At 64.2% G+C, this 19,982-nt stretch carries 15 protein-coding genes; 4 read left to right on the top strand and 11 right to left on the bottom strand.

The features are described 5' to 3' along the window. Positions 1-119 precede the first annotated feature (119 nt). The 5 genes from NGM15_RS03165 to NGM15_RS03145 form a co-directional block, all read right to left on the bottom strand. Entirely contained in the window at positions 120-2,768 is a 2,649-nt protein-coding gene (locus tag NGM15_RS03165; protein WP_253435161.1) for a disk-shape morphogenesis protein volactin, read from the bottom strand. A gap of 153 nt (positions 2,769-2,921) precedes the next feature. Then, positions 2,922-3,890 (bottom strand): NAD-dependent epimerase/dehydratase family protein, encoded by a 969-nt coding sequence (locus NGM15_RS03160; RefSeq protein ID WP_253435159.1) that lies wholly within the window; start codon positions 3,888-3,890, stop codon positions 2,922-2,924. Positions 3,891-4,077: 187 nt separating this feature from the next. Next, the gene (locus NGM15_RS03155) at positions 4,078-4,878 is read right to left on the bottom strand and encodes an MOSC domain-containing protein (RefSeq protein WP_253435156.1); all 801 of its coding nucleotides are present in this window, start codon (positions 4,876-4,878) and stop codon (positions 4,078-4,080) included. 57 nt (positions 4,879-4,935) lie between these two features. Further along, positions 4,936-6,681 carry a thiamine pyrophosphate-binding protein gene (locus tag NGM15_RS03150; protein WP_253435153.1) on the bottom strand — a complete coding sequence of 582 codons (1,746 nt, stop codon included), beginning with the start codon at positions 6,679-6,681 and terminating at the stop codon, positions 4,936-4,938. A 10-nt stretch (positions 6,682-6,691) separates the two neighbouring features. Further along, on the bottom strand, positions 6,692-7,042 hold the full coding sequence (locus NGM15_RS03145; RefSeq protein ID WP_253435150.1) for an EthD family reductase: 351 nt from the start codon (positions 7,040-7,042) through the stop codon (positions 6,692-6,694). Between the two features lie 259 nt (positions 7,043-7,301). On the opposite strand from NGM15_RS03145, the gene NGM15_RS03140 reads away from it, so the two are divergent. Together NGM15_RS03140 and NGM15_RS03135 are read left to right on the top strand one after the other, a co-directional pair. Further along, a complete protein-coding gene (locus tag NGM15_RS03140; RefSeq protein WP_253435148.1) occupies positions 7,302-8,930 on the top strand; it encodes a phosphoenolpyruvate carboxykinase (ATP) in 1,629 nt (542 codons plus the stop codon). Between the two features lie 153 nt (positions 8,931-9,083). Then, positions 9,084-9,254 carry an HEWD family protein gene (locus tag NGM15_RS03135; RefSeq protein ID WP_253435145.1) on the top strand — a complete coding sequence of 57 codons (171 nt, stop codon included), beginning with the start codon at positions 9,084-9,086 and terminating at the stop codon, positions 9,252-9,254. Between the two features lie 70 nt (positions 9,255-9,324). Here the strand turns inward: NGM15_RS03135 and NGM15_RS03130 are convergent, their stop codons facing one another. Continuing rightward, positions 9,325-10,521, bottom strand: a complete 1,197-nt coding sequence (locus NGM15_RS03130) for a TIGR04347 family pseudo-SAM/SPASM protein (RefSeq protein WP_253435142.1) — start codon at positions 10,519-10,521, stop codon at positions 9,325-9,327. After that, a complete protein-coding gene (locus tag NGM15_RS03125; protein ID WP_253435138.1) occupies positions 10,518-10,871 on the bottom strand; it encodes an Htur_1727 family rSAM-partnered candidate RiPP in 354 nt (117 codons plus the stop codon). Before NGM15_RS03125 ends, NGM15_RS03130 begins: the two co-directional genes overlap by 4 nt. Positions 10,872-11,000: 129 nt before the next feature. On the opposite strand from NGM15_RS03125, the gene NGM15_RS03120 reads away from it, so the two are divergent. Both NGM15_RS03120 and NGM15_RS03115 read left to right on the top strand, forming a co-directional pair. After that, positions 11,001-12,143, top strand: coding sequence for a TIGR04053 family radical SAM/SPASM domain-containing protein (locus NGM15_RS03120; protein ID WP_253435136.1), 1,143 nt, complete (start codon positions 11,001-11,003; stop codon positions 12,141-12,143). 134 nt (positions 12,144-12,277) lie between these two features. Further along, positions 12,278-12,943, top strand: coding sequence for a helix-turn-helix domain-containing protein (locus NGM15_RS03115; RefSeq protein ID WP_253435134.1), 666 nt, complete (start codon positions 12,278-12,280; stop codon positions 12,941-12,943). On the opposite strand, the gene gcvPB is transcribed toward NGM15_RS03115, so the two are convergent. The 4 genes from gcvPB to NGM15_RS03095 all read right to left on the bottom strand — a co-directional run bounded on the left by gcvPB (position 12,935) and on the right by NGM15_RS03095 (position 19,856). Further along, on the bottom strand, positions 12,935-14,500 hold the full coding sequence (gene gcvPB, locus NGM15_RS03110; protein WP_253435131.1) for an aminomethyl-transferring glycine dehydrogenase subunit GcvPB: 1,566 nt from the start codon (positions 14,498-14,500) through the stop codon (positions 12,935-12,937). The genes NGM15_RS03115 and gcvPB overlap by 9 nt on opposite strands. Next, positions 14,497-15,834: an aminomethyl-transferring glycine dehydrogenase subunit GcvPA gene (gene gcvPA, locus NGM15_RS03105; RefSeq protein ID WP_253435128.1), complete on the bottom strand. Its 1,338-nt coding sequence runs from the start codon at positions 15,832-15,834 to the stop codon at positions 14,497-14,499. Before gcvPA ends, gcvPB begins: the two co-directional genes overlap by 4 nt. Before the next feature lie 153 nt (positions 15,835-15,987). Next, a complete protein-coding gene (gene hmgB / locus NGM15_RS03100; protein ID WP_253435127.1) occupies positions 15,988-17,325 on the bottom strand; it encodes a hydroxymethylglutaryl-CoA synthase in 1,338 nt (445 codons plus the stop codon). Between the two features lie 104 nt (positions 17,326-17,429). Beyond that, positions 17,430-19,856, bottom strand: a complete 2,427-nt coding sequence (locus tag NGM15_RS03095) for a CARDB domain-containing protein (protein ID WP_253435125.1) — start codon at positions 19,854-19,856, stop codon at positions 17,430-17,432. Positions 19,857-19,982 lie beyond the last annotated feature (126 nt).

Below are 19,982 nucleotides of genomic sequence, written 5' to 3'. Positions count from 1 at the left end.
TCTGGAGCGGACGTGTACGCTCGGTTCCGGCGCGGAGTTCGGCCCAACAAAGGAGAAACGTGTCGTCGATTGATTCGATGCGTGGGTCTGGGTCGGTAGGAGCGACCGACGAAAGCGATTCAGTTCCGCTGGGCCGCCACGAACGCGAACGCGAGCGCCGCGAGTCCTAGGACGGTAGCCGCCAGGCCCACTAGCGTCGCACCTGCCATCGCCACGGTTCCGCCGGCGACGATGCCGGCGCTGCCGCCACCGGCGGCTACAATTCGAACGAGGTCGGCGTTCCCAATCGATTCCGATTCCCCGGACTGCGCGTCGAGGTCGTCTACCGCCGACGCGAGCCCCTCGAGGCGGTCGTCCTGGGCCGATTGCTCGGCTTCGAGGGCCTCGAATCGGCTCGACTGGTTCTCCCGTTCATCCGCCAGTGCGTCGACCCGTTCAGTCACTGTCGCTCCCGAATCGACCGACGATTCGACGTTCGCGAGGCGCTCTGCGAGCGCAGTCGTTCGTTCCTCGAGGTGTTCGACGTCGACGGCAGGAATTTGTTCTTCGCGTATCTCGGATTTCTCGCGCTCCTCGCGCTCCTCGCGTTCCCGACGCTCCTGGAGCGACGACTCGATCGATTCGACGCGCTCGAGTGCAGCCACTGCGCGCTCGTCGGTCGAGTCGATCCGATCGTCGCGTTCGGACGCGTCGGTTTCGAGGACAGAGACCGCGTCGTCGAGACTCGATACGTCGTTCTCGAGGGCGGCGACGGCGTCACCCGTCGTCTCGAGGCCGTCGGACAGGGACTCGAGTTCAGTCGCGTGATCCTCGAGAACGGCTTCCGTCTCGCGAACGGACGCCGCCTGTTCGTCGACGGCCGCCTCCACGTCGTGAATCGCCGCCGCGTGGCCCTCCAGCGTGGACTCGACGCCGTCGACCGTCTCGGTAACGCGCTCGAGATCCGACGAGACCGACTCGACCGCCGCGGTGGCAGAGTCGACGTCCTGGACCGCCTCGTCGATGTCCGATCGGACGGCCTCGAACGCGTCGTCCGAGGGGACCGTCTCTTCGAGCGCCGAGAGGTCCGCCTCGAGGGACGACAAACTGTCGGCGAGTCCGTCGCGATTCTGGGCCGCGTCCGAGAACCGCTCGTCGGTGTCGGACTCGAGCGTCGAGAGGTCGGCCTCGAGATCGTTCGCCGTCTCGGTGATCGATTCGACGGTTTGCTCGAGTCGTCGAACCGCTTCCAGCGTCGATTCCACGTCGCCCTCGACGGCCGCCAGCGACGCCTGCGTCGCGCAAGCGTCGAGCGCCGATTCGACGGATTCGAGGTCGTCGGCGAGTGTCTGGACCGTCGAGCTGGCCGACTCCACCGCCTCGGTCGTCGACTCGAGGTCACTCGAAACGCTCTCGAGGCGCGTCTCGAGCGCGTCGACGGTCTCGGCCTTCGCGCTGGCGTCGGAGACGTCCTCGAGGCCGTCGGCGAGTGACTCGACGCCGGTCGTGACCGCCTCGACAGTCTCGTCGATGGACTCGACCGCCGACTCGAGGGTCTCGAGATCGCCGACCACCGCGTCCATCTCGTCGTCTCTCGAGCCCAGGCGTTCGAACAGTTGCGTGATGGCGTCGTCACTTCGAGCGCGCTCGGTCTCGCGGGCTGCATCGTCGAACGAGAGCGTCGTATCGGCTCCACCGGACGACGCGCTCGCTCCACCTCCCACCTCCGCGCCAGGCGAGGACGACGAGGCGGCGTCGACTGACCCGTTCGACTGTCCGGAGTGGTGGCCGTGACCCCAGAGGACACCCTCGTAACCGACGACGCCGTCTCTGGCGGCCTCGAGCGCGCCTCGAACCGGGCTCTCGGCGGGAGTCTCCGCGAGGCGAACGCCGCGAATCGAGAACGGGAGCGAAGCGGCGTCGAACCGGCCGCCGAGGAGGAACTCGATTCCTACGACCGCCTCGTCCCCGCCGACGGCGACGGGGACGCTGAGCCCCTGCTGGAGGTCGACGTCGCCCGCTCGAGCGCGTATCAGGGCGATCAGGTCGGCAACCAGTTCGTCGTGGGCCCGTGCAAAGGCGCTCTCGACGTCGCCGGTCGCCGCGTTCGGATCGAGCGTGAAGCCCTCGAGGATCGAAGCGATCTGGTCGGGAGCGTAATCGGTCTGGGCGGCAGCGCGATCGACGAGCCAGTCGCTCCCCCGTGCGAGCGAGCAGGCGAGCACCGGGACGCCGTAGTACGCCAGTCCGACGCTCGTCGTCTGGGACTCGATGCAGACGCCCAGTCCCGTGTAGTTGTCCTCGCCGAGTTGATCGTAGACGACGGCAAAACCCTTGCCGATCGGCGTCGCCTCGTCGACACACTCGGCGACGGCGGTCGCGACAGTCTCTCGCATCTCGGTCGTGTTTCCGGCCTCGACCGCATTTTCGTCGGTCTCGACGAGCGTTCCCGGCGTCGTGTACCAGCATTCCTTCGCGTCTGACCCATCCAGGACGGCGGCCACGAGCGTCTCGAGGGCGCGGCCGCACCACCCGTGCTCGAGCGTTCCGTTCGTGAACAACGGGACCGGTTCGGCGCCGTTCGCTCGGGCGACCGAACGGGCCGCCGTCCCGACGAGGTACGTCGTTCCGTCGTGGTCGAACGACAGCTCAGTTTGCTCTTCATCCAGTACGTCCGTGCCGTCCTCGAGCGGGAGCACCGCGGCCGGTTGACTCGTGACGACCGTGCCCGAGCCGTCGTCTCTCACCGACCGGAGGGCCCCCGTTCCGATATCGAGACCGATAGCCATGCGACCGGATGACGGGGTGGCCTCTTTGCCTTTTGGCTCAAAATACCAGAACTGAAAATCAGCGCGCATCGAAACGTGGACCGGCCGTCGCTCGTTATCGCCTGGTCAAAAGGAGTCGAGGTCGCCCGGTCAAAAGGAGTCGAGGTCGCCCGATCAGAGGGGGTCGAGGCCGTTTTCGGCCCGCAACACGTCGATGTACTCCCGAAACCCGGTCTCGAGGTCGTACTCGGGATCGTACCCCAGGTCGTCCTTCGCCGCAGTCATGTCGAGTTTCTGGGTCCACGGGAGTTCGCCCTCGTCGGATACCTCGAGGTCGGCGTCAGGGACGATCGATTCGACCGTCTCGGCGGCCTCACGGATGGTCGCGACGGTCCCGCGGACGTTGTAGACGCGACGGGAGAGGCGCTCGTCGGGGGCGAACGTTGCCTTGCGGAACGCCTGAGCGATGTCCCGGACGTACTGCCAGTCGATCACCTGGTCGCCGTACTCGACGGCGAACGGCTCGCCGAGGGCCGGCTTCTCGATGATGTTCGCCAGAAACGCGGAGCCTCCGGTCTCGCGGTAAGGGCCGTAGGCGACCGTCGGACGGAGTGCGACGTGGGAGACGCCGTGGTCCTCGTAGTAGACCCGCGCCTGGTGTTCGTTGTACTCCTTGGTCGCTCCGTAGAGTGTGTCGGGGTAGACGAGGTCGTCCTCGGTGACCCAGCCGTCGTTTGCCGTGTAGTTCGTCGGCGGCGCGAACACCGCGGCAGAAGACGCCCAGGCGACGCGCTCGACCTGGTCGTCGAGAATTCGGGCGGCTTCGAAGACGTTGTTCGTCCCCTCGATGTTGACGTTCATCGCTGCGCGTGGGTTCTCACGCGCGGTGGTCGTCAACAGCGCGGCGAGGTGGACGATGTGCGTCGCGCCTGTCTCACGAACGGCGCCGATGACGTCGGTCACCTCGGAAACGTCTCCGCGGCGGATGTCGATGTCGTCGGCGACGCCGAGTTTCTCGAGGATCCGCGGGTCTGTCGAGAGGTCGAACGCGACGACGTCGTGACCCGCTTCGACCAGGTCCTCAACGACGTACGAACCGATGAATCCCGTGCCACCCGTGACGAGTACTGTGTCCGCAGACATTATCACGAATCTCCATCGTTGACGGCAAAAGCGTTCTGACATGGCGCCGTGGCTCGAGACCGTGATGTGAACACCCCGAGAGCCGACGTACCGCCCTGAAGCGAACGGAACCGCCTCGACCGGGGTAGAAGCCGGATCCGAGTCGAGCGACGCACAGCGGTGTGGGCGAAACCGACCGCCGCTTGCGCTACGAACTGGCGACTCGAGTCGACTCGCCGAGGCGTACGTCGTCGCCGACCGAGAGAGTGGTCTCCCACTGGTCGTCGGGAACCGTCGTATTGACCATGAGCCGGAAGTAGTGGTCGAACCAGTCCGACCCGGCCCACGACGGGAGCGTCGCTTCCCGGCGTTCGACGAACGTCCCGCGAAAGCCAGGGGTGTCCTCACCCGTGTCCGGATCACGCGTTGGCACGACACAGCGCTGGCAGGGGTTGATTCCCAGAAGCGTCACGTCGCCGAGGTCGAACGATACCGCTCGGCCCGGTCGATCGTACAGGCGGTCCTCCCAGAACGCCTCGTCGGCGTTAATCTCGAGGTTCGCCCGCAGCCGTCGTCGCATCTCGTCGACGTCGATACCCTCGTACCAGTCGGCGACGGCCTCGAGCGTCCCCGTGCTGATGACCGTCGGCCCGGAGGCGTCGGTGTCGTCCGGGAACCCGCCTTCGTCGTCACAGACGACCTGGACGGGGTAGCCGAAGAAGTCCGTAAGCCACGACTCGAGGGAATCCCGGTCGACATCGAGGTGGTAGGTCCTCGTCTTTCCGCCTCGTTCACCGATCGCGACCGTCTTCCGCTCGAGGTCGTACTCCGTGTGCAACCGGTGGACTGCGCGCTCACGCTTTCCGTTGACGTACGCGTCGGACTCGTCGACGATCGCGTACCGTCGGTCCCACTCGAGCGCTCCGTTTGCACCAACCTGGGCCGCGTCCACGGAAACGGGATCGAGTGACTTGATCGGGTAGACGGAGAGCCGCTCGAGGTGTGCCATCACCGAGGAGTAGTGATCATCGGATAAATACGTTCGTACAGCTGTCGTTCCGACGACCTACTCGTGGAGACCGCCGACCTCGTCGTAGAACGACGACGAGAGCTGGTCGGCCATCTCCTCGTCGGGGTCGATCCGTACGTCGACGACCGTCGGGACCGACGCAGCCTTCGCGTCCGCGATGGCGTCATCGAGGTTCGCGGGGTCGGTGACCTGGACGCCCTCTCCGCCGAGCGCCTCCGCCACGCCGACGAAGTTCGTGTCGTGAAAGTGCGCGCCGGGGATCGAATCGTCCATCTGGCGAACCATGCCGAGCGAGGTGTCGTTGAGGACGACGAACGTCGGTGCGACGTCGCAGTCCACGGCGGTCTCGAGGGCCGTCATCGTCATGGCGAAGCCGCCGTCGCCGGCGACGCAGATGGCGTCCTTGCCGAGCAAGGCGCCCGTGACGGCGGCTGGGGCCGCCCAGCCCATCGCACCGACGCCGCCGCTCCCGTAGTAGCTTCCCGTCGTCTCGGTCTGGAAGTAGTTGAGGAGCCAGAAGCGGTTGTTCCCGGAGTCCGCGGTGACGACCGTGTCCTCGTCGACGACTGCCTCTATGGCCTTGCACACGCGCTGGGGTTTGATGGGTGTACTCTCGGCCTCGCAGGCGGGCGCGTGGAAGTCCTCACGCGCCTCGGCCGCTCGCTCGAGCGCCCAGTTGTTTTCCGCGTCGCGGCCCTCGCTCGCCTCGAGCAGTGCCGTGAGCGTTTCACCGGCGTCGCCGATCAGGCCGACGTCGGCCGGGTAGACCCAGCCGGCGTTTCGCGAGTCGACGTCCGCGTGAATGATCGTCTGTTCGTCGGGGCGAATGAACGACTCGGCCTGCCAGTTCGTGTCCATCGGGTTCATCCGACAGCCAACGACGACCAGGACGTCCGCCTCGCTGACGACGCGGTTCGCTCCCTCGTGGCCGAACGAGCCGATGACGCCCGCCGCGCGCTCGTGGGTCTCGGGGATGGTGGATTTCCCCAGATAGGAGGTGGCAACGATGGCGTCGTACGCGTCGGCCACGGCCTCGAGTCGGTCGTAGGCGTCGGGTTCGCCGGTTTCGTTGCCGCCGGCACTCGCGTGGACGCCGTTACCCGCCAGGATGACGGGGCGGTCGGCGTTCTCGAGCGCATCCGCAGCGGCTTCGACGTCGCGATCCGTCGGTCGCGACTCCCAGTTTCTGACCTGGGTTTCGTCGTCCCAGAGACCGGGCGTCACGTCCCCGGGTAGGTCGTCCGTAATCGCCGAGCCGTCGAAGATGACGGCGCAGGGACCGTTCCGACCGGCGGTCGCGTGCTTGAACGCGAGCTGGACCGTGCGGACGGTTTCCGGCGGGGTACGCGGGAACCACCACTCCTTGGTCACGCCGTCGAGAATCTTCGGCAGCGAGAGGCCGCCGTAGTCGCCCCTGGACTGCTGGTAAGGCGCGAGCGTGGAGTAGTCGCCGCGCTCGGAGGCCTCGGTGAGCACGACCATCGGCGACGAGCCGAGCCTGGCTTCCATCTGGCCGATGGCGCCGAGGCTGCCGATCCAGGGCCCCTGTCCGGCGAGAACGGCAGGGGAGCCGGTCATCCGGCCGTAGGCCTCGGCCATGACGCTCGCCTCGCGCTCGTCTCGCGGGCGGACGACCGTCACGTCGGTGTCCCGGTGGCCAATGGTCTCGAACACCTCGATGAGACGGCCACCCGGATAGCCGAAAACGTACTCGACCTCGAGCGCCTCGAGCGTGTCGACGACGCGGTCGGCGGTCGTTTGCGTGGAGTGCGTGTCGTCCATGGTGGTCGACTCAGTCGTCCTCCGAGTTCTCCGAGGGGAGCGCCGTCTCGTCGACGTGAACGGTCTCCTCGACGACCATCGTCTCGCTCGCCTCCATGTCGGCGAACGTCGCCGCGTCGGCTTGCACCTCCTGCCCGACGTCGGACTCGAACGCAGCGGCCATCGCCGCACCGTCGGCGAACGTCAGCCGGACGATGCCGTCGTACGCCGACTTCGAGGGATCGGTCGGCGTCGACGTGACGTACCGCTCGAGACCGGGGAGGTCAGACGCGAGGTCGGTGTGGTCGCCCAGCCAGCGCTCACAGAACTCCTCGTGACTGAGGTCGTCATCGCGTACCAGCAAGTTGACGAACGTGATCATGTTCCGTGCGTGGCGTCTTCGGGTTCGACCTTTGCTCTGTCGGTCCAGGCCGCTCACCCGTGGAAGACACATTGTTTCGTCCTCGAGTAAATTTGGGGAATATATCAGAGATCAAACAGTGAATTTCGGTGGATTATGAGCCAGGTAATCGGGATCAGAGAGTGCAGAATCGGGTTACTGAGCCGGGTCGTGGAAACGGGGGGCATACCGGCTGGCAAATCCTCCGGATTTATGTATCAGAGTGGTGGTTCTTCCTAGTATGTCCGAAACCGGGACGCAGCCGCGTCACGTCCGCGAGTCCCTGGCCGATCCGAAGCGTGCCCCGAACGTCCAGTACTACGGTCCGGTGAGCTCGACGACGGTCGAGGAACCGCCCACCCACCGCACCGACGACGACCTGATCGCCGGGCTCCGCGAACTCGCCGCCGCCGACGAGACAACGACCGAGTTCGGCTCCGCGTCCTACGTGAGCGAGTTCCGGTCCCGGAGCGCCGACCGGACGAAAAACGCCGTCGACGACGACTTCGGCGAGGCGGATTACGCCGCCATCGACCAGGCGACCGAGGCCGTCGAGAACCGCGCGATGCTCTGTGTCGACCGACTCGTCGGCACACACCCGGAAGCGACGTTTTGCTGCCGATTGTACGTCCCGGTCGAGTACGCGCGAATCGCTCACGCCTGGGCGATGCTGTTCGAGCCGACCGACGGTCGCGACCCGGACTTCGTCACGGTGCAGGTTCCGGACGCGTCGGAGACGGCGATTCGAATCCTTCCGGACGACGGCTTCACCGCCGTCGTCGGCAGCGACTACACCGGCGAAGCGAAGAAGTCGTTCCTCCGGCTGTTCATGCACCGGGCGAAACGACTCGGCGGCCTCGGCCTGCACGCCGGCAGCAAGCGCGTTCGCGTGGCTCGAGCGGCCGACGACGACACTGTCGAACCCGAAAACCACCTCGAACACGAGGACGGAACCGACTCCAACCTCGAGACCGTCGGTCAACTCTTTATGGGACTCTCCGCGACCGGAAAATCGACGCTCACAGCCCACGGCTGCTGGCTCGAAGCCCCCGAGGAGGCGGTCATGGTCCAGGACGACGTCTGCGCGCTCTTGCCCGATGGATCAGTCGCCGGCAGCGAGGGCGGCGGCCTCTACGTGAAAACGCACGGCCTGGACGCCGACGAGCAACCCGGGATACACGCCGCGGTCACCGACGAATCGGCCGCGCTCGAGAACGTCGCCGTCGACGAAGACGGGACGGTCGACTTCGACGACAATCGATACACGAAGAACGGTCGCGCCATCATCCGACGCTCGGAACTGCCCAACGCCAGCCAGGACATCGACCTCCAGGACGTCGATCAGCTCTTTTTCATCACACGGAACCCGCTGATGCCGCCGGTCGCCAGACTCGACGACGAACAGGCGGCGGTCGCGTTCATGCTGGGTGAATCGATCGAGACGAGCGCCGGCGACCCCGACCGCGCCGGCGAACGTATCCGGGTCGTGGGGACGAATCCGTTCATCATCGGTCCGGAAGGCGAGGAGGGGAACCGTCTGCGAGAGCTGGTCACCTCGCTGGACCTCGAGTGTTACGTCGTGAACACGGGGACGGTCGGTTACTCCAACGCGAACTCGAAGGACGTCGGCGTCACCGAGTCCGTGACGATCCTGACCGAACTCGCACGAGGGACCGTCGAGTGGACCCGGGACGAGCAACTCGGCCTCGACGTCCCTGCGAACGTGCCCGGAATGGACATCGAGGCGTTCCGCGTCGCCGAGTACGTCGACGATTACGATGGCGAACTCGAAACGCTACGCGAGGAGCGTCGTGAGTACCTCGAGTCCTTCGAGCAACTCGACCAGGAGATCGTCGACGCGGTGTACTGACCGCTCAGCGCCTTCCCAAAGTAGTCTCGAGCGAGGAGGACTGATCTCGACTTCCTGGTGTGAGGACGAAACTTGAGCGAAGGAGGAGGTGGGGGTGGGCAGCACTTGCCGGTCACAGCTACTGTTATATGCACAGCGTTCTCATCGTGGGCAATGAGCGTCCAGATGCAGAAACCAACGACGCGGGTATGCGAACGCTGTGGCCGGACGGAACGCTGGGACGACGCCCAGTCCGCCTGGCAACACGCACCCGACGGTGAGCGCGGTAACCCCCACTGTATTCACGAGTGGGACATCAACGGGTCGTTCACCCCCTACGAATAACGCGACCGGTCTGTGCCCGAGGCCCGCCTCGAGGGCCCCACATGCCCCTGACGAGCATCTAATATGGCTATCAACGAGCGATCGGCAACTCGCCGTGACGCTCAGTTTCTGTGAGATAACACTGCGGGTCGGGTCCGAAGAGGGAATCACTCGAGAGCGCCCGCAATCGAGATCCACCGCGACAGATTGACCGATACTGGCACGTCGAACACCGCCCGGTAAGGTGGTCCTCGCGCGCTCGAAGATCGTCGAGCAACGGATTCGTCTCGTCGTCCCAGATGTTGCCGAACGGTCGGTCGCGAACGTTGCCGAGGCTGTAGCCCTGCCAGAACTGGGTCAGGTGGACGTTTCCCTCGTAGTCGACGTCCGCGATGCGCTCGCCCGTCGGGTCGCCCCCGTTTCGCACGAGATGGCGGTAGACCGACCCGGCTTTTTCGGGGCCAAAGCGGTCGGCGGCGTACTCGACGAGGAAGGGCGCGTCGACGTAGTTGCCGACTAGCAGAGTCTCGATCTCCTCGCCGCGGTCGTGGTACTCGAGCGTCAGGTCACAGAGTCGTCTGACCGCGTCGCGGGTCGCCTCGGGGCTAAGGTCGATGTCGGTGATGTCGGCGCCGCGCCCGCCGTAATCGAGGTGGTAGAAGCAGAACCGATCGACACCCACGTCGGTCAGCAAGTCGACGACACCCTCGAGGTCGGCGGCGTTCGCCTCGGTGATCGTATACCGTAGTCCGGTCTTGAGCCCGGCCGACTGACAGGCTTCGATTCCCCGGACGGCGGCATCGAAGGCACCCTCTTTCCCCCGGAACGCGTCGTTGCGCTCCGGGAGGCCGTCGACGGAGATGCCGGCATACTGTAGCCCGGCCGCCTCGAGCCGAGCCGCCTTTTCGGGCGTGATGAGCGTCCCGTTCGTCGAGAGAACGGGCCGGAGTCCGAGGTCTGCGGCGTGCTCAACGAGTTCGGGAAGATCCTGCCTGACGAGTGGTTCCCCGCCGGAGAAGAGGACCACGGGGACACCGTAATCCGCCAACTGCTCGAGGAACCGTCGGGCTTCGATCGTCGAGAACTCGCCCGCTGCGGGCTCGGTTTCGGCCGCCGCGTAACAGTGTGCGCAGTGGAGATTGCAGCGGCGCGTCGCGTTCCAGACGACGACCGGACGGCGCTGTTTTCCGGTCGTGATCTGGGGCTTGCTCGAGCCATCGGCGGCGTCGTAGCGAAGCCCGTCGCCCTCGGCGTCGAGGTCACAGAGGAGCTTGCTTATCGAGATCACGAGTCGTTCACCCGCGGGGTTTCTTCGGCCTCCTCGAAGGCGCGAGGCTCGGGTGAGGCTTCCCGAGAGGCCTTTCGACCAGACGCCTCGTCCGGCGAGTCGGCTGCGGTGGACAGCGGGCGCGTCGAGTACCGTTCGACCGCCTCGGCCGGGCACACCCAGAGGTCCGCGGCATACCGACCGAAGAGCCGCGAGGCGTTGTCGACGGCCTCCTCGACGCTCGTCGCCGAAACGCTGCCGACGTGATGAAGGCGCTTGTCTCGGTCCTCCCGAAGGAAGACCTCCCACTGTGGGAGCGGCGTTCCGCGGCGATCCCCCGCCACTCGCTCGCGACGTACAGATTCGACCATCGTGTTCGTTCGCGGTTGGGTTCTCGGAGGTATATCCCTCGTTGCGAACGTCTTCGGGCGGCGTTCCCGGATCCCGAGAACGAGAACCGACCCTTTGTAGGCGGCGTCGCCAACGGCGGGTGAGTATCTATGCCAGGGCCACCCGGTCGCCGATCGATCGACACGTCGAAACGCCCATTCGTGCTAATCTGGGAACAGACCCGGGCCTGCGCGCTCGCGTGCACCCACTGCCGGGCCGACGCCCAACCGGAGCGTCACCCCGACGAGTTGACAACCGCCGACGGAAAGCGACTGCTCGAGGACACGAGCGACTTTGGAGAGGGCCAGCTCGTGGTGCTCTCGGGCGGCGACCCGCTGGTCCGTGACGACGTCCCGGAACTGATCGAGTACGGAACCGACCTCGGCCTGCGGATGACGATTACGCCAAGCGGAACCCGGTCGGTCACAAGAGACCGCATCGAGGCGCTCTCCGAGGCGGGGCTCCGACGGATGGCGCTCAGTCTCGACGGCGCGACCCCCGAGAGCCACGACGCTTTCCGGGGCGAGGCGGGAAGCTTCGCGGAGACGATTCGGGCGATGAAGGACGCCCGTGCGGCCGGCGTTCCCGTCCAGATCAACACGACTGTCTGCCGGCAGACCGTCGACGAACTTCCGGCGATCAGGGACCTGCTCGCCGACCTCGGCGTCATCATGTGGAGCGTCTTCTTCCTCGTCCCCGTCGGACGCGGGCGAATCCTCGAGCCGATTTCTCCCGAGGAGGCCGACGCAGTAATGTCGTGGCTTGGCGAGGTCAGCGACAGCGAACCGTTCGGGGTCAAGACCACCGAGGCGCCACAGTACCGACGCGTCCGTCTGCAAGAACGACGGGAATCGGACGACGGAACGGTCGACGCCGACGGCCTCCGACGCCGAAGCGGAATCGTTGCCGGCGACGGCTTCGCGTTCGTCAGCCACGTCGGCGAGGTCTACCCGTCCGGCTTCCTCCCGGTGTCCGCCGGCAACGTCCGCGAGGAACCGATTACTGCCATCTATCGCGACTCGGCGCTGTTTCGATCCCTCCGTGATCGCGGTCGACTTCGCGGAAAGTGCGGGGCCTGTGAGTTCCGAACGGTCTGTGGCGGGAGTCGCTCTCGAGCCTACGCCTACACCGGCGACCCCCTCGAGAGCGACCCACTATGTCCGTACGTTCCTGCGGAGTACGACGGCCCGCTACCGTGGGACGACCCGACGAGTGCTCCCTCGCCACCCTCGAGGCCGACCGACGCCGATTGAGCGAGTTCGGCGGTCGAACGGTGAGGGAGAAAAGAGGAGGGTCCGAGAGACGGGGAGGTAGAGGGATTCGATGAACAGGGATCACCGAACGTGTTCGTACTGAAGTCCTTCGACCCGCAGTACGACGGGTACCTATGAACGCTTTGAACGAGACGATTCGCGTCGAGATCGACGTCCGAACGCCGTCGACCTGTCCGGTCGCTGCGGCCTCCGAAACGACCGGCTCCCTCGTCGAGACCGTGACGCGGGCGTCCGGGCGAAACATGGGGTCGCACGTCGACGAGGAGTTCACCATCGCGAGCGACGCTGCCGTCGACCTCGAGACGGACGACGCGGTCGAGGACGTCAACCGAATTTTCGACCTCGACTCGCACGCCGTCTATCGATTCACTCGCTCGGCGACGTCGCCGTGTGTCTGTGATCGCATCGAAGAACTCGGCTGGCCAGTCTCGGACATCAGCGCGGAGAACGGGTCGCTCCTGGTCACCTGCTACGTCGACGATCAGACGGGGTTCTCGGAACTCATGTCGGACCTCCAGGATCGGTTCGGAGACGTCCGGGTTCGACGACTGCTCCGCTCTGGAGGCGACGGTGACGGCGACGGACCGCTCGTCCTCGAGGTCGACTCCCTGACCGCCCGACAACGGGAAGTGCTCGAGACGGCGCACGAGATGGGGTACTTCGAGTATCCTCGCGAGTCGAACGCAGGCGACGTGGCCGAGGCGCTCGGGATCACGCGCTCGACGTTCGGCGAACACCTCGCGGCGGCCCAGCGAAAAGTTCTGCAGACGTTAGGCTGAGTCCTCGCCCGAGTTGGTATCCTGGAGCGCCTGCCAGGAGAGCCGCGGGTTTCGCGCCGCGCTCGTCTGATCGATCCGGCCCACGGCGGTTCGGTTGGGCGCAGCCCCGAGTTCGTCGTCACTCGAGGCCGACGCCTGCTGGAAGGCTTCGGCGAGGGTGTCGAGCGTTTCCTTGCTCTCGACCTCGGTCGGTTCGGTCATCAGCGCCTGCGGGACGATCTCGGGCCACTTCGTCGTCGGCGGGTGGACGCCGAAGTCGAGCATCCGTCTGGCGACGTCGGCCGCGTCCTGGTCGCCCGCGCTGGCGACGAACTCGTGGTGGAACGGACCGTAGGGGACCTCGTAGCCGATCTGACTCGCGAGGTAGTTCGCGTTGAGGACGGCCTTCGCGCTCGCGTCGAGCAGTCCCTCGTCGCCGAGTCGGGCGATGTAGGCGAACGCCTTGACCAGGACGAGCCAGTTGCCCTGGAAACCGTGGACGTGGCCGATCGAGTGTTCAGGGGTGAATAGCTCGTACTCGCTCTCGTCTTTCTCCTCGCCCCTGCTCTCGCCCTCACACTCACGAACGCGAACCCGTGGCTCGGGAAGGAACGGCGCCAGCTCGTCGACGACGCCGACCGGCCCGGCACCTGGGCCGCCGCCACCGTGGGGCGTCGCGAACGTCTTGTGGACGTTGTAGTGCATCACGTCGAAGCCCATGTCCCCCGGGCGCGCCCGCCCGAGGAGCGCGTTGAGGTTCGCGCCGTCGTAGTACAGCAGACCGCCGACGTCGTGGACCATCTCGGCGATTTCGGTAATGTTGCGCTCGAACAACCCGAGGGTGTTCGGGTTCGTCAGCATGAGCGCCGCCGTTCGCTCGGAGAGGGCGGCCTCGAGGGCCTCGAGGTCGACGCGGCCGCCGTCGTCGCTCGGGAGCGTGACGACGTCGTACCCGCCCAACGCTGCAGTCGCGAAGTTCGTTCCGTGGGCGCTCTCGGGAACGATCACCTCGTCTCGCTGGTCGTCCCCGTTGTGCTCGTGGTAGGCGCTGGCGACCCGAATGCCGACGAACTCGCCCGCCGCACCAGCCGGCGGCTGGAGAGTCACGGCGTCCATGCCGCCGATTCGCGCGAGGTAGTCCTGCAGCCGGTAGAGCAACTCGAGGGTCCCCTGGATCGACCCCGCCGAGCGGTCGGGGTGGACCGCTGCAGTGTCGAGGGCGGCGACGTCCTCTGTGAACTTCGGGTTGTACTTCATCGTACACGACCCCAGCGGGTACGGCCCGCTGTCGATCCCGTAGATCATCTGGGAGAGACGCGTGTAGTGACGCGCGAGTTCCGGTTCGGAGAGTTCCGGGAACTCGAGGGAATCCCGCGTCAGGTCGTCCGGTAGCGGCGAGTCGTCGCCGACGTCGACGCGAGTGCTGTCTTTCTCCGAGAGGAGCGGTTCGTAGTGGCCGTTGCTGACGTATCGGGCCTGGTCGTACCGTCGGCCCTGTCTCTCTCCCTGTTCCTGCTCTCGTTCCCGTCCCTGCTCTCGTTCCCGTCCCTGCTCTCCTCTCCGCCCCTGGTCGCTCATCGAAGCACCTCCGTGAACGCCTCGACGAACGCATCGAGTTGCTCGTCCGAGACGCCCGCGACACAGACCTGCAGTTCCTGCTCGCCGACGACGTGAATCGCAAAACCGCGCTCCTCGAGGTCGTCCGCAATCGCCTGGGCGGGCTGATCGACCTGGACGACGAACTCCCGAATGTGGTGGCGGTCGTTGACCGGCGCCGTAACGCCGACGAGGTCGTCGATGCGTGCGGCGAGATCCTCGGCTCTCGTCACGTCGCGTTTTGCGAGGTCGACCAGCCCGGAGGGGCCCAGCGAGGCGGCGTGCATCGCGGTCCGCAGGGCGACCCACGCCTGGTTCGTACAGATGTTACTCGTCGCTCGCTCGCGGCGGATGTGCTGCTCGCGGGTCTGGAGGGTGAGCGTGAACGCCCGCCGATCGGTCGTGTCCTCGCTCACGCCGACCAGGCGACCGGGCACCTGCCGGAGGTAACTCTCCCGGGTCGCGAACAGCCCCAGTCCCATGCCGTAACTCGTCGGCAGCCCGAGCACGCTCGCGTCGCCGACGACGACGTCAACGCCCACGTCGACCGGCCGCTGGAGCAGCGAGAGTGCGACGGGATCCGACCCGAGCACGTACAGCGCGTCGTGCTCGTGGGCGAGGTCGCCAATCTCCGCGAGGCGTTCCTCGATCGTGCCGCGAACGGTAGGGTTCTCGACGTAGCACAGGACGACCTCCTCGTCGATGGTATCCGTGAGGGCCTCGACGTCCACGGTGCTGTCGTCGGTCGGGTACGTCTCGACCTCGAGATCCGTGCCGGCGACGTAGTTCTCGAGGGTGCTCCGGCGTCCCTCGAGCAGGAGGTCCGGAACGAGCACGCGGTGGCCCGAGGTGTCTCGAACGCGGTCGGCGAGCGTCGCTGCTTCCCCGAGAGCCGTCGCCGCATCGTACATCGAACAGTTCGCGACCTCGAGGCCGGTGAGTTCGACGAGCAGGGACTGGTACTCGAACAGCGCCTGCAGGAAGCCCTGGGAGACCTCCGGCTGATACTGGGTGTAGGAGGTCAGAAACTCCGATCGATCCGCGAGGTGATCGACCAGTGACGGCACGTAGTAGCCGTAGTGGCCCCGGCCCAGCAACTCGACCAGGTCGTCGTTTCGCTCGAGTGTCTGGCGGACCAGGTGGCGCGTCTCGCGCTCGCTTCGCGCGTCGATCCCGAACTCGTCGTCGAACCATACCGCCGGCGGAATGTCGAAGAGGTCGTCGACGGAGTCGGCGCCTACCGCTTCGAGCATCGCCGCCGTGTCGTCGTCCGTGTGAGGAGCGTACGGGCTCCCCGTGGTACGTGTTCCGTTCATGGTAGCGCAGGTGTGTCTTCGCTGATTGAAAAGTCGGTCGCCCCCACTGCTTGCCGGCCGCAGGGTTCGTTCCGAGACACGTTAACTGCGGGTTCGGAGCACGGGGTTATCAACGCATCTCTTTCTCGCCGTCCGCTCGAGCGGCCGGCCGAGTCACTCGACGAATCGGTACTTCCGCTCGCCCATCCGGCCCCAGCCGTCGAATGCGAACTCACCTTCCGGGGTCGTCAGCGGTTCGATGTCGACGTCCATCTCGTGGTTGTGCGCGTCGTGGATCTCCTCGTAGTCGTCCCAGTCGATGTCGTAGCGGGACTCGAGTTGCTCGTCGACGTTCAGCGCCTCGATCTCCTCGAGCCAGTTCTCCTGGACGACCTCGGTGTGGATTTCGGCCTGGGCACCACTGCCGTAGGAGCCGACGAGGAGCTGCTCGCCGACCATGTCGCGGTCGTTCTCCGCGGCGTGTTTCAGCGCGCTCGCGCGGGCGACGTGGACCGACCCGGTGTACCAGTTGCCGACGTCTCGAGCGATCGTCAGCGTCGGGTCGATGGTCTCGGCGTACCACGCCTGGTAGCGCTCGGTTCGCTTCAGCCCGTCCATGTACTCCCGAATCGCGTCGGTGAACGCCTCCTCGTCCTCGAAGGCTTCCTCGCGAGGTTGGCGGCCAATCTCCTCGGCCAGTTCCTCCTCGATCTCCGTGTCGCGAGTGATGTGGCGATACGCCAGCAGAGCGGCCTTTCGGACCATGCCCGGGAACGGCGTGTGGAACGGCGCGTACTGGAAGTCGTCGACCGTGATCTCGCCGGCCTCGCGCTGGTAGTCGATCAGCGCCTCGCGCATGCGGGCGAGGTAGACCTGGACCGAGCGCTTGCCGTCGACGCTCGGGAACTGCTGGTTGGGTTTGAGGAAGTCGGTCTCGTCGGCCGACCCGAAGCCCTGTTCGGCCGAGAGTTCGACCAGGTTGGGGTCCTCGCTGATGAGCATGGCGACTGCGCCCGCGCCCTGGGTCGCCTCGCCGGCGTCACCGCGGGCGTACAGGGCGGTGTCGGTGGCGATGACGATGGCCGAGCGGCCGCGATGTCGGTCCGCGCGGATCCAGTTGTACGCGTCGTCGAGGCTCTGGGTGCCGGCGATGCAGGCGAACTTTCGCTCGCCCTTGTTCGCGTGGTGGAAGTCGGCCTCGAACACTTGCTCCAGGCAGCCTGCGACGTACGTCGAAACCGGCTTCGAGTTGTCGAAGGCGCTCTCGGTGGCGACGTCGATCCGGCCGATGTCGTCGGGCTCGAGGCCTTTGCGGTCCATGAGGCGGTAGGCGGCGTTGGCGCCCATAGTGACGATGTCCTCGTAGCTGTCGGGGAACGAGGAGGCGTTGAGTCCCAGCCCTTTGGTGTACTTTTCGGGGTCCTCGCCCTTCTGTGGGGCGAAGGTGCCGGGCAAGTCGAGTTTGAGGTTGCCCGTCCAGATTTCGACGGCGTCGATACCGACGGATGTCATAGGAGAACGCTACAGGTGAGGATACATGATATTGTCGTTCGTGGTTTCGACGAATGTCGATCACATCTAATATGACTACAGCAGCGTATATCAATAAGTATGAACTATGCGTTTGGATCAAGATCTAGAGTAGCCGAACTCTGATCTTCAAATATAAGTGTGATCGTTACGGTGACATCACCCATGTTGGTGTTTCCTTGGTCGGTTTGGAAACGGTCAAATTCAAATAACTCAGCCTGACCAGACGGGAGGGGCACGTTTTGATCGAAGTTGTAGATTTCCGCAGTCTCAAAGTTCGAACTATCAATATTAATTCGTTCATTTACGAGAACATCAGTATTTCCAGTTGTTCCTAGTGTAAGAGCTTCTCCTTCGGAGACGTAGATAATATCCTCATTTGTTGTCCCATTTATCGCAATTGCGTTAATAGTGACGTCAATGTCTCCTGTATTTTCTAGTTCGAACTCGAGTTTTCCACTACCTCCAGCGTTCTCTACATTTGGTGTGACTTGAACCTGACCTGCTTGGCTTCTGTTAACGCTTATACCTTGACTGTCGCTAGTATTTTCACTGCTAACAATTGCAGTGTAGTTTCCGGAATTACCCTGTTCTGTCTCCCACTCAAGAGTTATCTCCTCACTTTGACCCCCTGCAAGATTTTCGACGGTTGTACTGTCGACGACGCCTTCACCATCAATTTCAAGTTCTATCGTCTGTGTCCCCTCAAAATCGCCAGTGTTCACAATCGTTGCGTTCACGAGCAGCGTCTCACCCTCTACGACTGGACTATTCGTGTCGTCAATCTCCACCTCGAAATATGGACTACCCTCAACGGTTGTAACCGTTGCAGTGTCCCTATTGAGTTCGTTCGTACCGTCTTCGTTATCGTAGAGGACTGCAGTGAGATCTTCACCAGGGTCGAACGAATCATGGTCGACTTCAATACTGTAGTCACCACCAGCATCGACTGTTCGTTCCCCGACCTCCGCCCCACTTGAGTTTTCGATAACGACCGTCGCATCGCCGTTCTCGGTATTGGAGAACCAGACGTCTTCGACCTCAACGGCTCCCTCTGGCGGGATTGTCTGATCATTGAAGGTTAGTTCTCCATCCGGCTCCCTGCTGATCGTCAGTACAATTGTGTCGCCATCGCTCCCGCTCGAGGTGTACACTTTGACGCTATCACCGTCTTCCGCATCGTCGTTGACGGTAAACGTGGTCGTATTCGTACCGGCAGAATCACTCCATCCTGTATTCGGAGAAACGGTTCCAACGCTGGTGTCGTTGACGGAGAAGTCGACCCTGGCACCGTCTGCAACGTCGTCAGTCTCCATCGTCAGGTCGATTTCGTTTCCGGTTACGACACACGCGTTCTCGTTACATTCGTCCTCGTCCACCCCAACCTGACCAGACGGATCCTGCCAATCGACCCAATACGCTGGCGTCGCGCCGTCACCCTCTCCACCGCTTCCACTCCCGGCCCTCACCTCGAATTCGATTTCGACATCCGAGCCATCGATCGACAATTTCACGGTATTACCAGCCTCGAGTTCGTCGATCCGCACCTGACCGTCACTCCCAGTCGATGTCGATCTGAGGATACCATCGCCCTCGTTCGTAATTTCGACGTTCCGCACGGGATTGTTGAGTACATCCCGAACTTCGATGATTGCTGTTGGTGCGAATTCGTCGACGACGGTCATGTAGGACACGCGATCGACGGCATCTGCTCGAGTCGCGTCCCCGACTCCGACTTCGGCCATTCGGAGTGAATACGATTGATCTACCAACTGAAACCGGATCGCTGGCTGCTCGGCCGTCCCGGCCTCCTCGATACTATCCTCAAGTACCGCATCTGACTGCCGAAGACTGTCGTTCCAGGCTTCGAAATTCGACGTCGGCAGCGTCATCGTAATCGGTCCGTTATCCTCTTCGATGCTCACGGTATTCGATGACGTACTGAACGCCCGAGTTTCCACCGAGACAGTCGAACTGCTTGAGGTCGACAAATTCCCAGTCATCGTGACGATCATAATTTCGTCACCATCAATCACGATCTGGTCGCCTATCGGGATGGTCGCATCGTTCGAGTGGTGATTGTACAAAAATCCGTGCTCGAGAACCGTCACCGGGGCGTTTCGATACTCGTTGTATCTCGGCGTGTATGTGAGTCCGTAGGTTTCACGTGACCAGTTTTCGATCGGCACCTCGTCGCCATCAATCGAGGTCGCATTCTCGATGACGATTTCGCCGAGAGATTCAGACGCCAGGGTCCCCGATGACGGTGGCGGGTTAACGGTCATCGATCGAGACGGATAACTCGTGCCGAGACTAACCGAATCAGCACCGCCACTGCCGCCACCAGGAACGGAGACGATCGTATTCCGTAGGTCCTGTAGTTGGCTCTGAGTCTGCTGATTGTGCTCGTACTCTACCGCCTGATTCTCGTCAGGGACCACGTTCACCTGGTACAGCGCGAGCGCCGACACCAGAATGCCGAGCATGAGGACCGCTCCGACCACCGTGGACACGGCACGCTCCTCACCTCGGCCTATCATACGCAGTGATAGTCCCGATGACGTATACGCTTATTGGCTCCCACCAAACCGCAGCGCGAGCCCCGAAAAGCAGTCTATTCGCCTTCCGCCTTCCGCCTT

The sequence above is a fragment of the Natronosalvus halobius genome (genome assembly GCF_024138145.1).
In the GTDB taxonomy this organism is placed as follows: domain Archaea; phylum Halobacteriota; class Halobacteria; order Halobacteriales; family Natrialbaceae; genus Natronosalvus; species Natronosalvus halobius.
The sequence above is the reverse complement of the archived record's forward strand: the minus strand, read 5'-3'. Positions and strand labels throughout refer to the sequence as shown.